Origin of the sequence: Limnospira fusiformis SAG 85.79 (assembly GCF_012516315.1) — a bacterium.
GTDB lineage: Bacteria > Cyanobacteriota > Cyanobacteriia > Cyanobacteriales > Microcoleaceae > Limnospira > Limnospira fusiformis.
On the sequence record NZ_CP051185.1, the window covers coordinates 3,990,134 to 4,003,443 of the forward strand.

11 protein-coding genes and 1 pseudogene are annotated in these 13,310 nt (G+C 46.1%); 8 read left to right on the forward strand and 4 right to left on the reverse strand.

Annotated features, from left to right (window positions below; all coding sequences use genetic code 11):
* The first annotated feature begins 51 nt into the window (after positions 1-51).
* The 4 genes from HFV01_RS18755 to HFV01_RS18770 all read left to right on the forward strand — a co-directional run bounded on the left by HFV01_RS18755 (position 52) and on the right by HFV01_RS18770 (position 6,425).
* Entirely contained in the window at positions 52-1,599 is a 1,548-nt protein-coding gene (locus HFV01_RS18755; RefSeq protein WP_006668019.1) for an efflux RND transporter periplasmic adaptor subunit, read from the forward strand.
* 166 nt (positions 1,600-1,765) lie between these two features.
* The gene (locus HFV01_RS18760) at positions 1,766-5,089 is read left to right on the forward strand and encodes an efflux RND transporter permease subunit (protein ID WP_046320431.1); all 3,324 of its coding nucleotides are present in this window, start codon (positions 1,766-1,768) and stop codon (positions 5,087-5,089) included.
* Between the two features lie 26 nt (positions 5,090-5,115).
* Entirely contained in the window at positions 5,116-5,754 is a 639-nt protein-coding gene (locus HFV01_RS18765) for a GUN4 domain-containing protein (RefSeq protein WP_193520284.1), read from the forward strand.
* A 419-nt stretch (positions 5,755-6,173) separates the two neighbouring features.
* Positions 6,174-6,425, forward strand: a complete 252-nt coding sequence (locus tag HFV01_RS18770; RefSeq protein WP_006668022.1) for a hypothetical protein — start codon at positions 6,174-6,176, stop codon at positions 6,423-6,425.
* Between the two features lie 60 nt (positions 6,426-6,485).
* Here the strand turns inward: HFV01_RS18770 and HFV01_RS18775 are convergent, their stop codons facing one another.
* The 3 genes from HFV01_RS18775 to HFV01_RS18785 form a co-directional block, all read right to left on the reverse strand.
* The gene (locus tag HFV01_RS18775; protein WP_006620736.1) at positions 6,486-7,583 is read right to left on the reverse strand and encodes an inositol-3-phosphate synthase; all 1,098 of its coding nucleotides are present in this window, start codon (positions 7,581-7,583) and stop codon (positions 6,486-6,488) included.
* A 302-nt stretch (positions 7,584-7,885) separates the two neighbouring features.
* A complete protein-coding gene (locus HFV01_RS18780; RefSeq protein ID WP_006620737.1) occupies positions 7,886-8,467 on the reverse strand; it encodes an FKBP-type peptidyl-prolyl cis-trans isomerase in 582 nt (193 codons plus the stop codon).
* 214 nt (positions 8,468-8,681) lie between these two features.
* Positions 8,682-9,005, reverse strand: a complete 324-nt coding sequence (locus HFV01_RS18785; RefSeq protein ID WP_006620739.1) for a phasin family protein — start codon at positions 9,003-9,005, stop codon at positions 8,682-8,684.
* Between the two features lie 112 nt (positions 9,006-9,117).
* Here HFV01_RS18785 and HFV01_RS18790 point away from each other — a divergent pair, with 112 nt between their 5' ends.
* Positions 9,118-9,474 (forward strand): zinc ribbon domain-containing protein, encoded by a 357-nt coding sequence (locus tag HFV01_RS18790; protein ID WP_006620740.1) that lies wholly within the window; start codon positions 9,118-9,120, stop codon positions 9,472-9,474.
* Positions 9,475-9,486: 12 nt separating this feature from the next.
* On the opposite strand, the gene HFV01_RS18795 is transcribed toward HFV01_RS18790, so the two are convergent.
* Entirely contained in the window at positions 9,487-10,602 is a 1,116-nt protein-coding gene (locus HFV01_RS18795; protein ID WP_193520285.1) for an extracellular solute-binding protein, read from the reverse strand.
* Positions 10,603-11,038: 436 nt separating this feature from the next.
* Between HFV01_RS18795 and HFV01_RS18800 the strand changes: the two are divergent.
* The 3 genes and pseudogenes from HFV01_RS18800 (at position 11,039) to HFV01_RS18810 (ending at position 13,299) form a co-directional block, all read left to right on the forward strand.
* Positions 11,039-11,695, forward strand: a pseudogene (locus HFV01_RS18800) (IS607 family transposase).
* Positions 11,607-12,716 (forward strand): RNA-guided endonuclease InsQ/TnpB family protein, encoded by a 1,110-nt coding sequence (locus tag HFV01_RS18805; RefSeq protein WP_235720134.1) that lies wholly within the window; start codon positions 11,607-11,609, stop codon positions 12,714-12,716. Before HFV01_RS18800 ends, HFV01_RS18805 begins: the two are co-directional and overlap by 89 nt.
* 148 nt (positions 12,717-12,864) lie before the next feature.
* Positions 12,865-13,299 carry a hypothetical protein gene (locus HFV01_RS18810; RefSeq protein WP_235677559.1) on the forward strand — a complete coding sequence of 145 codons (435 nt, stop codon included), beginning with the start codon at positions 12,865-12,867 and terminating at the stop codon, positions 13,297-13,299.
* Positions 13,300-13,310: the final 11 nt, after the last annotated feature.

Here is a 13,310-nt window from a genome sequence, read left to right on the forward strand (position 1 = left end):
ATTTACCTCTAAACCTGGTAAAATCTCCTCATCGAATTGCCCGGTAGTACCATGAACAAAATATTATTGAAAACTAGCGCATCTCTACCCCTGCTATTATTATTTGTACTTATCAATGGTTGTTCAGCAGAACCTCAAGCCATTGGTCGCCCACCTGTCCCCGTCAAGATAGAAAACGTAGATACCACCGATGTTCAATCCAGCAGCGAATATAATGCCAGAGTTGAAGGTATCGAAAACTCTATCATCAGACCGCGAGTTAGTGGATTAGTAAAAGAAGTATATGTGCGCTTAGGTGATCAGGTAACTGTAGGAGATCCGATAATTCAAATTGATGGTTCCCAACAGTTAGCCAACTTTGAAGGTACGATCGCCACAGTACAAGCCAGACAGGCTCAATTAAGTGGTGCCGAAGCCGAATTAGAAGCCCTCCGAGCCAACTTAACCAGAACCAGAGCCGAACTATCATTTCAATCTCAAGGAGCCAATTTACAGCGTTCCGAGCGGGAGTTAGAGGCTCAGATTGAAGAACAGGAAAGACTAGAATTTGAACTACAAAACGCCCAAGACAACCTAGAAGGATCCCGTCGCGAATTAGATAGACGCGAAGCAGTGCGACAACAGCGACAGGCTACCTACGAGCGCTACGAGAGATTATGGCAGGAAGGCGTAGTTTCCAGCGAGCTATATGATGAAAAACTGCGGGACAGACAAACCAGCGAGGCTGAGGTAGCTAACCAAGAACAACAAGTTCTCGCCGCCACCGCTAGAGTCCAATCTGCTCGGATGAATTTATCTCGTCAAGGGCGCACCATTGAAGCAGCTAGGGCGAGTGTGGAAAGTTCCCGCCGAGATCTAGAACGCCAAATTGCTACCCTAGAGGCTCAAATAGCCAGCCAGGAGAAAGCTATTGAAGCCCAGCAAGCACAGATAGCCCTCATAGGTAGAGAAATCCAAGGGGCTAGGTCTGGGGCTGTCGCTCAACAAGTACAGTTAGATTACTATAGTGTCGTCGCTCCTATTTCCGGCATTGTCAGTAATGTGCCGATTAAAGCGGGAGATTTGGTCGATAGCCAAACCACCGTTACCACTATCCGACAAAACCAGAACCTAGAGGTTAATATCAATATCCCCATTTCCCTATTACCTCAGTTGAGGGTGGGGATACCTGTACAACTGATAAGCCAAGAAACTGGGGAAGTCATTGGCACCACCAGCATATCCTATATTGCTCCTGACGCCGGAAGTGGGACTCAGACTATTTTGGCTAAAGCCATTTACCCTAACACTAATAATGAACTCCGCACCGATCAAGTAGTCCGAGCTAGGGTAATTTGGCAACAGGAAACTGGGGTGACAGTTCCCACTAATGCCGTCACCCGCATTGGCGCACAGAGTTTTGTGTTTTTAGCACAACAACAAGCTACCCCCTCCGGGGAAACCATTTTAGTCGCTAGACAAGCTCCGGTAACACTGGGAAGCATTCAAGGACAGAGTTTTGAGGTGCTTTCTGGGGTGCAAGCAGGCGATCGCGTTATTACCGAAGGCATACTACAATTGCGAGATGGAACCCCGATACTAGATACCACCCGCCAATAACTAAGCCCTAAAATTGCCATAATCGGGTATTATCAACTTTCATATAGGGGAGAGTTGCTTTGGTTTCTGGCTGATAACATTGATAATCAGGCTACTTTCCCCCCCTCGCTCTAAATTAAGTTCCTTATCTCGATCGCTATGCTTAACCACCTATATTTGATTGTCTATGCTGTTATTTGTTAGCACCTTCATCAAGCGCCCCGTTCTCACTACAGTTTGCTCCATTCTCATTGTATTGGTAGGGGTGATATCTATTCCCCTGCTACCTATTTCTCAACTACCACAACTGGCTAACACTCAAATCAACGTAACTGCAGTCAATATTGGTGCTGATGCCGAAACCACAGAAACCACTGTGACTAGCATCTTAGAGCGGGAAATCAACGGCGTTGATAACATGAGATATATCTCATCAAACACCGCTAATAATGGGGTTTCTAATGTCTCTGTAGCCTTCCCTGTCAACGTTGATCGAGATATTGCCCAGGTTAACGTTAACAATAGAGTATCTCAGGCAGCATCAAGTTTACCTGATGTCGTTCAACAGGTCGGTATCACCGTAGAAGCATCTTCACCCAGTATCCTGTTGGTACTGGGATTTTATTCAGATACTGATCAAAATAACCAGCCTATTTATGACGATGTTTTTATCAGTAACTTCCTAGATTTAAATGTTCTTGATGAAATTACCCGCGCTCCTGGCGTGGGGAGTGTAACCATTTTGGGGGAACGTAGATATGCCATGCGTATTTGGCTAAATCCCCAAAAAATCGCAGCTAGGGGATTAGTTGCTCAAGATGTAGTCGCCGCCTTACGACAGCAAAATATTCAGGTCGGCGCTGGTAAAATTGGTCAGGCTCCCACCCCCCCGGAGCAAAGATTTGAGATCCCCTTGCGCGCTCAGGGTCGCCTTCGAGATGTCTCCGAATTTGAGCAATTGGTGGTTGGTGTCGGAAACGATGGCACTCTGATTAAAATTACAGATGTGGGTCGGGTAGAGTTAGGCGCACAGGACTATAACCTTGACGCAACCTATAACAATCAAGCCGCCGTGGGGATGGCTGTTTACCAAAGACCCGGTAGTAATGCCTTGGAAACAGCCGAGGCGGTCAAGTCAAAGATGCAAGAGTTGAGTGCATCTTTCCCTCCAGGGGTTAGATATGCCATTCCCTATGATACAACTCTATTTGTGCAAGCCTCCCTACAGGAAGTGGTGATCACCCTCCTGCAAACTATTACCCTGGTAATTTTGGTAATTTTTGTGTTTTTGCAGGATTGGCGCACAACCCTGATTCCTACTATTGCTATCCCAGTGGCACTCATTGGCTCAATGGCAGGTCTAAAGGCGATGGGGTTTGAACTCAATACCCTCACACTGTTTGGTTGTACATTGGCGGCGGGTTTGGTCGTTGATGATGCGATCGTCATTGTGGAAGCAGTTTCTAGTAAAATTGCTCAGGGGATGAAGCCACGACAAGCCGCCTTAGACGCAATGGAAGAACTCACTGGCGCTACCATATCCACTTCCTTAGTATTGCTGGCTGTATTTATTCCCGTTGCCTTTTTCCCCGGAACTACTGGAATCATCTTTCAGCAGTTCTCCCTCACCATTACTTTTGCGATTATCTGTTCCACATTTAACGCCCTCAGCTTCTCTCCGACTATGGCTGGGGTGCTATTGCGTCCGGCTAAGAAAACTAAGGGACCTTTAGGATGGTTTTTTGAGAAATTTAACCAAGGTTTTGGCTTCATACAAAATCAATATGCCAAGTTGATTCGGTTTCTGGTGCGGATTAATACCCTGGTGATGGGGATTTTTGTCGGTGGTTTGGTGCTGACTGTCCTTATGTATGGCTGGGTACCTACTGGATTTGTTCCCCAAGAAGACCAAGGCTTCTTTTTGGTAATTCTACAGGGTCCTGATGGCGTATCCCTTAACTACACCGCTAATGCTGCTGAGGAAATTACTGATCTGATCTTAGAAGAACCAGAAGTTGAATCAGTATTCGCGGCGGCGGGGTTTGGTTTTGATGGTCTTAATCCATCCCAGGGGGTGATGTTTGTTCAGCTAAAGCCTTGGAGTGAAAGACCCACCCCGGAACAGTCCGTTTATGGGGTTCTCGGTCGCATTAATCGAGCTTTGAGAGGGGTTACAGCAGTACAGGCTTTTGCGGTTAATGCCGCTCCGGTTCCTGGTATGGGTAGCACTGGGGGGGTGGAAATCCAAATTCAAGACCGCAGTGGTAATTTGCCGATTTCTGCTTTGGTAGACAATGGTAATCGCTTACTGGCTCAGTTGAACTCTGATAAATATCCGGCTGTGGGTAGGGCTTTTAGCCAGTTTTCTGCATCTAAGGGTCAGAAAAATATCCAGGTATTACGCGATCGCGCTCTGGCTCTCAATGTCAATATCAGTGATGTTTTTAGCACCCTACAGATTTATTTTGGCTCCCTATATGTCAATGATTTTGTCCTCGGACAACGACAATACCGGGTTGTGGCTCAAGCAGAATCCGAGTTTAGGGCTGATCCTTCTGATATCGGCCGCCTATCAGTGCGATCGCTTGATGGGAACTTAATTCCTTTGGAAAACTTGGTTAAGTTTGAAGAAATAGTCGGGCCGGAAATTATCACCCGCTTTAATCTTTATCGATCTATGAGAATTCAGGCTGACCCCGCTCCGGGTTTCAGTTCTGGACAGGTCATTGCAGCTATTGAACAAGCCGCCGCCGAGACCCTTGACCCATCTTTCGGCTATGCTTGGCAAGGAAGCGCTTTAGAGGAAAAAGCTGCTGGCGGTGCGGCGATCGTCATCTTCGGACTCGGATTTGTCATTGCCTTTTTAGTCCTTTCCGCACAATATGAAAGCTACATCGACCCCCTCATTATTATGTTAGCCGTCCCTCTCGCTGTTTTGGGCGCTTTGGCTGCTATTTGGTTCCGTTCTAATGTCTTGATGGCTGGCGGCATTTGGCCTGTAGTTAACAATGATGTTTATGCTCAGGTCGCTCTCGTCATGTTGATTGGTTTGGCTTCTAAAAACTCCATTCTCATTGTCGAGTTTGCTAACCAACTACGAGACAAGGGACTTAATATTCAGAAAGCAGCAGCACTAGCCGCAGAGCAACGCTTCCGACCTATTCAGATGACCGCGATCTCTTCTTTGGTCGGATTCTGGCCTCTGGTAATTGCTTCCGGTGCCGGTGCGTCTAGTCGTTGGTCTTTGGGAACTGCTATCTTTGGCGGAATGTTAGTCGGAACTCTATTGAGTCTCTTGATTACTCCTAACCTCTATATTGCTATTAAAACCCTTGAGGCTCGTTTCCTCAAAGGTGAAAAGCCTCAACCTTCTGATAGTTCTGGCTCTAATGGTTCTGGACCTAATGGGTCTGGCTCTAATGGTTCTGGCTCTAATGGTTCTCAGACCAATGGACATCAACAACACCAACCACAAAGTCAACCCTTAGATCATACCCTTACCGAAAATTAGCACCTGCATTACCTATAAAACTGATTATGTCTGAAGATACACAGCAATTTGAATCTACCGATCTACCTTCTGAAGATCCTACCCCTTCCCCAAATTTACCTCTGGAAACCTCGGAAACTTCCCATGCTCCGGTTAGTTCCTCCTCCCTTGAGGAAAGAGTTACTAAATTGGAGGATACTTTAGCCCAGATTTTGTCTTTGCTTAGTGATAAGTACCGTTACGGACGGTTACAGAATTTGCTGGCTGAGGGAAATTGGCGAGAAGCAGATTTAGAAACTACTAAGGTGATGTTGGAAATTGCTACTCAGGCTTATCATGATGATTTGAAGCCTGATGATGTCATGATTTTTCCCTGTAGCGCTCTACATCTTATCGATAGCCTCTGGGTTAAGTATAGCAATAATCGCTTTGGCTTTAGCGTTCAACGACAAATTTATACCGACTTAGGGGGAGATGATGATATCTCTAAGATTGACATAGATTTGCTTACTCAAGTAAGCGATCGCTTGGGGTGGCGCGAAGAACATAAATGGTTAGATTATCCAGACCTTAACTTTACTCTATCTGCCCCCCCTGGATGTCATCCTTCTAACTGGTGGCGATCGGCTTATGGTGCTAAAATGGCAGTCTATTTCCTCGCCAGATTGATTCGATGTGGCGTTTAATCCACCCTGCGCGTGTTTCTGGTGCGTCAGTTATCAATCTTCCCCTTAATATTAGATTTCATCCTTATGACGCACCCCACCTATGGACAAACCCAGGATTAAGGGTTACAATAAATCACATTTTTTCGCAAAATTCACCCTTAATTAATTCAAGAATAAGCTAATGTTTAAAGATTGGTCATCCGATGATTGGATTAATCATATACTCTTCTTTGGTACACTTTTCATGCTGATTGCTTCCTTTATCTTTCTCTAGGCAATTTGATCGATAGGTAACCCTAACTAGCCTGCCACAATTGGGGAAGTATCGTTAATTTTCGTTAATTTTTCGCCTATATAGGATGATTCTCTGTTAGCCTGAAGATAGCCGGTTTGTAAAGCCGTCCTGGAAGGACGGGGTTTCCGACCCAGGAGTTTCCATGAATATAAGGCTAGTGATTTTTTCGGGAATTGTCATGGCTGGTATAGGGTCTGTGTTTGGTTTGGCTATGTCTCATATAGCAGCAAAACCCTATCAATGCTGTGGCGTGGTTTCTGTTCATAATGATGTTGGCTACAGCCAGTCCCGGCATCCCCAAGCATATACTGTAGGGGGAGCCATGATGGGATTTGTCGCCGGGTCTGTTTTGGAAGCCTTGCGCCAAGCTGAACTAGAACATAAGCATAACTAGAAGCCCTAGGAACCCGCAGGTTAACGGGTGTCCCAGAGTTGAGTTACGCGATCGCCATTTTTAGGATGGGTTGGCGATAAATCGTTCCGTCATTTCGTATGCCTCATCATCAACGAACTGTTTTGGCGGATGCTTCATAAAAAAGGCTGAGGGAGAGTCCAACACGCCGCCAAGTCCCCTGTCTAGTCCTAATTTACAGCAGCGGATAGCATCGATAACTACTCCGGCTGAGTTAGGAGAATCTTCCACAGACAGGCGCAATTCGATGTTCATGGGAACATCTCCAAATAGTCGTCCTTCCATGCGGATAAAGCAGACTTTATTATCCTTTTGCCAAGGAACATAATCGCTAGGTCCGACGTGGATATTTTCGTGGGCTAGACGTTCTCGCACCACGCTCTGAACTGCCTCAGTTTTGGACTCTTTTTTCGAGTCGAGGCGGCGACGGTCTAACATATTCAGAAAGTCCGTATTTCCGCCCGTGTTAATTTGGTAAGTGCGATCGATTTTGACTCCTCGCTTTTGAAATTGATTAGCTAAGGCGCGGTGAGTAATAGTTGCGCCTAATTGGGATTTAATATCATCGCCGATAATAGGAACCTTATTAAGTCTAAATTTCTCCTCCCAGAGGGGATTACTGGCGATAAATACGGGGATACAGTTGACGAAACCGACCCCAGCATCTAAGGCACATTCGGCATAAAATTCGGTAGCTTCCTGGGAACCAACAGGCAGATAATTAACTAGAATTTCTGCGCGGGAGTCTTGTAAAATTTTGACTACTTCTGCTTTCGAGGGTTCAGGTCGCGCGCTGGGTTGAAAGCTGTAGCGTTCATCTACATCAACCATGTGTTCTGCTACACCATCGAGAATGCGACCCATTGACACATTAACCCCAGTTGAGGGAACATGAGAACAGAAAACTGTGGTGCAGTTAGGAGGGGCAAAAATTGCCTCTGCTACATCTAAGCCAACTTTTCTGCGATCGATATCAAAGGCGGCGACCACCTCCATATCAGAGGGTTTGTAGCCGCCGATTTCCCAGTGCATAAGCCCAATGGCATCCTGGGGATTTTTGTCGCGATAATATTCAATCCCTTGGATTAAAGAACTCGCACAGTTACCAATACCAACAATTGCGATCCGAATTTTTTCCACAAGCAATCTGTTCCTCGACTCCTAAGTTAAAATAAGTCCTGCCTAGATGCCAAGTTTAGGATATTGACAGCAGCGACAGATCTGTTAATTAATCAAACAGCGATTGTACCTTGGAAGCACCAGGGTTATACCAAGCCTAGGGTTGGGAAAGGGGATTGATCACAAATTTTTAAATCCCTACCATTAATAAATGGTTTTGTCAAGTGCTGGGCTAGGGAAAACCAGGGCAAATCTAACCACCGTTAACCGGATGAGATCTGGGTGTTGAGTCAATTTTGCCCTAGTTTAGCTGTGAGTTGCTATCAGGAAATTTTCAATAATTCCACATCAAAAATTAAGGTAGCATTCGGAGGAATCACGCCACCCGCACCGCGAGCGCCATATCCCAAGTCAGCAGGAATAATCAGTTTTCTGCGTCCCCCTACTTGCATAGAGGCGACTCCCTCATCCCAGCCTTTAATGACTTGACCAACCCCAATTGTAAAGGAAAAAGGCCGATTGCGATCGCGGGAACTGTCGAACTTAGTGCCATCTTCCAGAGTTCCGGTATAGTGAACCGTAACTGTCTGACCCGCTTGGGGACTAGCACCAGTTCCCTCCTGTAAATCCACATACTGGAGACCGGAATCTGTTGTAACTAGGTTTTCTTCTGTATTTGTCATATTTTGAGCAATGGTGAAATTAGCTGTCGGTGCTGCTATACCTCCTGACAGCAAGGAATTGGTAGAAACCTTCCTTTCCTGAACCTTGATTTCGGTTTCAGGTCTGACCTGGGTTCCCATATTGGAAGCATTAGCTTCTTTTCCAGAATAGGTAATTTGAGCAACAATGAGAACCAGGGAACAGGCCACAATTACCCCAAAGCTGATCAAAATTTCTCGCACCTTTTATCGTCCTCCTCAGTTAAGTTAGGGAAAATCATTTTACCAAGAACCGGCTAACTGTTGATTCAGATACATCAAGGGGAGTCATTCCGCCATGGGGACATAGCCAAGGGTTCTGGCTTCCTAGGTTTTGATGAACATGACCCCATTGAGTACACCTGAAATTTGACAGAAAAACTGGTGGTAACTATTCCAGTTTGACAGGTTATGGTCCTTAGCGCCAGTGGCGATTTTCCAAATCTCGGATCTGACGTTCTAAACGGTCTAAGCGTCCCCGCAACTCATCAAGTTCTGCCTGGCGGGGAACACCGATATCCTGCATCATATTTTTAATCTGGCGCTGCATCAACTCTTCCAGGCTTTGTTGATCCATTTTCAGGCGCTGGGTCATCTCATCAATAAAGCGTTTAGCATCATCTGGGTTAAGGGTTCCCTCTTTGACCCACTGATCTGTAACCTCCTGCAATTTCTCGGCTACCAGGGAGGTGGTACCAATGCCGATCATCAAAAGCTGTTTGAGTAAATTGTTGTCATCCATAGGTTTTTAAGTATCTAGTACAATTTAAGCTAGATTTACGGTCAAACAAACTGTATCACTTTTCACTTTTTTTGTTGGAAGCCCCCTACTGTCGATCGCTATTGATTTTCCTATGCCAGAATGTCCCCGTTGTCGTCAACCCGTTGATTCTCAGGCGATCGCCTGTCCCTACTGCAAATATGAACTCAAGGCTTTTGGTCATCCGGGTATTCCGTTACACCGCGCTGATCAAGGGGAGTTTCTGTGCCAGAGTTGTCTTTATCATGAAGACGACACCTGCAACTTTCCCAAACGTCCTTATGCCAGGGAATGCACTCTCTATCAAGACCGGAGTAAACCAATTGTGCCTCAGCCGTTTGTCAACCACCAGGGGAGATTTCCACACTCTGTGGGTGAATGGGTACGAAGAAACCCCCTAGGGCTGGCTATTGTGATTATTATCATCATCAGTGTCTTACTAGCTTTGTAGCCGGGGAAGGCGCTACGATCGCACTACGGAACGGATCTGCTGCCAGAGGCGCTGATATTGTTGCATACTGGCAACAGTTAGGGGCAGCAAAAATTCACTGCGTTCTAAAATATCGGTATCCGGTAACAGTTGCGGATTTTCCCGTAAATCCTTGGGTAAATCGGCTCGCGACATTCCCCAAACTATGGGAGAGGTTGCGCCAGTCAATAATGACATTTGGGTAGCTATTTCAGGTTGCCAACAAAAATCAATCCAGGCTTGAACTAGGGGGTTATTCGTGGCACTGGTGGCGATCGGTTTGACCCACACATCAGACCATAAAGCAGTACCAGATTTAGGGATAGCGATCGCTATATTATGTTGTCGTTGCACTTGGGGAGAAATATCTCCCGACCAACCGACAGCCAGCCAAGTATCACCCAAAATTAGGGGTTTGAGATAGTTATTAGAATCATAGAGGCGGACATTTTGGTGTAGTTGTTCCAATTCCGCTTTCAAGTCGGGAACTAGATCCAGATCAGGGGTGTTGTAGGAGTAGCCCAATTTTTTCAGGGTTAAACCAATCACCTCTCGCGCTTGATCTAATAGGGAGATACGACCCTGGCACTCAGACCGCCATAGGTCTTGCCAGTCGGTTGGAGTCCAGCCTAATTTCTCAAATCTATCAACCCGATAAGCGATCGCTGTTGTCCCCCAGCGATAGGGAGCGCCCCAAATTTGACCTTCTGGGGAGTTGCTCAATTCTCCATTTGGGTTACGTCTAACTAGGTTTTGCCAGTTTTCGGGTAATTGCTGCCACTGGGATAAATCCTCTGGGTTGAGGGGTTCGATTAATTCCTCTCTAATGGCTGCTGATAGCCAATAGTCGCCAATCATGACTAAATCAGCGGGGTTGCTAGTGGCTTCCGCTTGTAATTGCTGGTAGAGGTCTTCGAGATTAAACTTGGGTACAAAACTTAACCCAGGCCGCTGCGGTTGTTGGCGGCGAAAGCGGTTTACCAGTTGAACGGGAACAGAACCATTTAGCAACTGGACCCGAAAATCTGTGGGGGTATCACATCCCCCGATTAATTCCGCCAGTGCTAATAGACTTGTTCCCCACAGGAAAGATCGTCGGTTCAGTGACATATTTATAAGGTGGGGTGGCGTTCCCCGATTCTTGACCCTCACCTGTACGGGGGTGATCGCGATGGGTTGCCACTTTGTTGTTTAGAACCATTGTACTGTCATTACTGGCTTAAATCTCATCAGAGAAAATTTGGTAACATCAGACACAACACTTGCTTTAATTATCGGATTTAATTCTGGTCAAATATTTAGTCAAGCCCTCTGGGCTGGGAATTGGTGGAGTGATGGCAGCCTTCAACCGTAAATATACTTATGCAAATTAGTGGGAAATAGTCTCGCCCATGATTATGAATATATATGGGATAATTCTTTAAGTTATATTAAGGTTTGAACTGCCAGAGATTGACTCTGGTATAGGAGCATGATTTAATCTCAAATTAGGTTAATATTTTAGGGCAATACGGTATAATAAGCGAGAAGAGTTGAGGATAAACCTATTGCCAAATATGTCAAACCCAAGGAAGCCGCCCAAATCCTTGGAGTCCATGAAAGAACACTCCGCAGATGGGACGACAATGGCTCAATCGAGACCATCAGAACCCCCGCTGGGCAACGACGATATAACGTTGAGTCATATACTGCCAAATCAGGCAGTGACAAACGCAAAGTCGTTATCTATGCCAGAGTTAGTAGCCGCGCCCAGCAGTCCGACCTCAACCGACAGGTGGCCGCATTGTCCAACCTCTACCCCGAAGCAGAAGTCGTCTCAGAAATCGGAGGCGGGCTCGACTTCAAGGGAAAGAAAATGCTGGCCTTACTGGGACATCATTTGTCAGGAGATGTCGGCATGGTTGTCGTTGCCCACAAAGACTGATTGGCAATATGGGGATTTGACTTGTTTCGATGGCTCTGTGAGCAAAACAGGTGTTCACTCATGGTTCTCAACCAGACAAGTCTCAGTCCAGAACCAGAAATGGTTGAGGACATCCTCGCCATCCTCCACTGCTTCAGTTCCCGATTATACGGACGGAGTAAATACAAAACTCAGGTCAAAGAAGATCCGGATTTACCCCAGCCCGGAGCTAAATCAAGTCTGGCGCCAATGGCTGGCTGCTTGTCGGTATTGCTACAACCAAGCAATTGCATTATCTAGGAGTGGTAAACGACTAAGCAAGTTAAAGTTACGCAATCAAGTGATGCAGAGTGACTTACCCGAATGGGTCAAAGAAACACCCTGCCACATTCGGCAAAATGCCATCTTTGATGCCTATCAGGCTTTGAGCGCCAGTCCTGATGCAAGGTTTAGAAGTTGTCGTGACAGCTCTCAAGGGATGAAGTTCAATAATACTAATTTCTCTTCAGGGAGTTGGTATCCAAGACTAACGAAAGGATTAACTTTCATGGTTTCCGAACCCATCCCTAAAACTTGCGGGCAAGGGACTCAGTTGGTGTTTACCAAAGGTCGATGGTTTGCGATTTTCCCTGAACCAGTTGCCGTTACCACAACTGACGCTACTGGCGTGATTGCATTAGACCCGGGTGTCCGAACTTTCATAACTGGGTTTGATGGCTCTCGGTTTCTGGAATTGGGCTCCGGGGATATTGGACGCATTACTAGGCTATGTCAACATTTGGATGATTTGATGAGCCGAATCGCCAAGGAACCCTGTCGTTCAAGAAGGCGACGGATGAGGCAAGCGGCTCAACGAATGAGAACTAAAATCCGGAATTTAGTGGATGAGGCCCACAAACAAATTGCTCACTACTTGACTCACAACTACAGCCTAATTTTTTTGCCCACCTTCGAGACTTCCGATATGGTTGCCAAGGTGAAGCGTCTAATCAGGTCTAAGACTGCCCGCGCCATGCTGACATGGGCGCATTATCGATTCAAACTAACCCTGAGACATCAAGCCGAGATAACTGGAACCACAGTTGTAGATGTGACGGAAGAATACACCAGCAAAACCTGTACTCACTGTGGTCATGTGCATTCCCAGCTAGGTGGCTCAAAAGTGTTCCGATGTCCGGAGTGTGGGTTCACTCTACCACGGGACTGGAACGGTGCTTTTGGAATCTTTCTAAAAGCTTTGCGGGATACCGCCTCTGTTACCTTAACGGGTAATAGTGCTATCGTCGCATTGTCCGGGAACAACCGGAAAAATGTCGCGTAAATGTATCAGTATATCGCCCCAGGAATTGGGTAAACTTCAATGGGAAGTTAAAAGGTTAAATAAATCGGAAGTAATCAGGGGTTAGCGGAATCTTGTTTTAGGATGGGGGCAAAGATTATTAATCACCTAGCATGGAGTGTCTATGGATATGTTGACAGAACAAGTCATGACCTTAACAAATAAAGTGGATGCGCTGTATGAGGTAGTCATGCAGCTACGCCGAAATATTCCTAGGGATGATCATGGTTTTTCGGAAATGTTTTCATTGACTCGGACTGCTGAGGAAGGACTGACAGATAGCAGTGGGGTGATGGAAGAATCGGAGCTGCACGATCGCAAATACAATAGTGGATTATACCCAGTTCCTTCTCCAGCAATGACTGTAAGATTTGAGGAACGCCAGGGTACACACAAAGATATTTTAAGTGATGATCACTATATAAATAGCAGCACTATGGTAAGCCAAGAAACCATGTTTAGTGCAGATGTTCAGATCCAGCGTTTGACAGCCCAGCTTACTGCTGCTTACAATCGTATTGCAGCCCTAGAAGAACAGTTATTGTCTAAGCGGGTGCGCGCTTGAAGGGAGAGGGG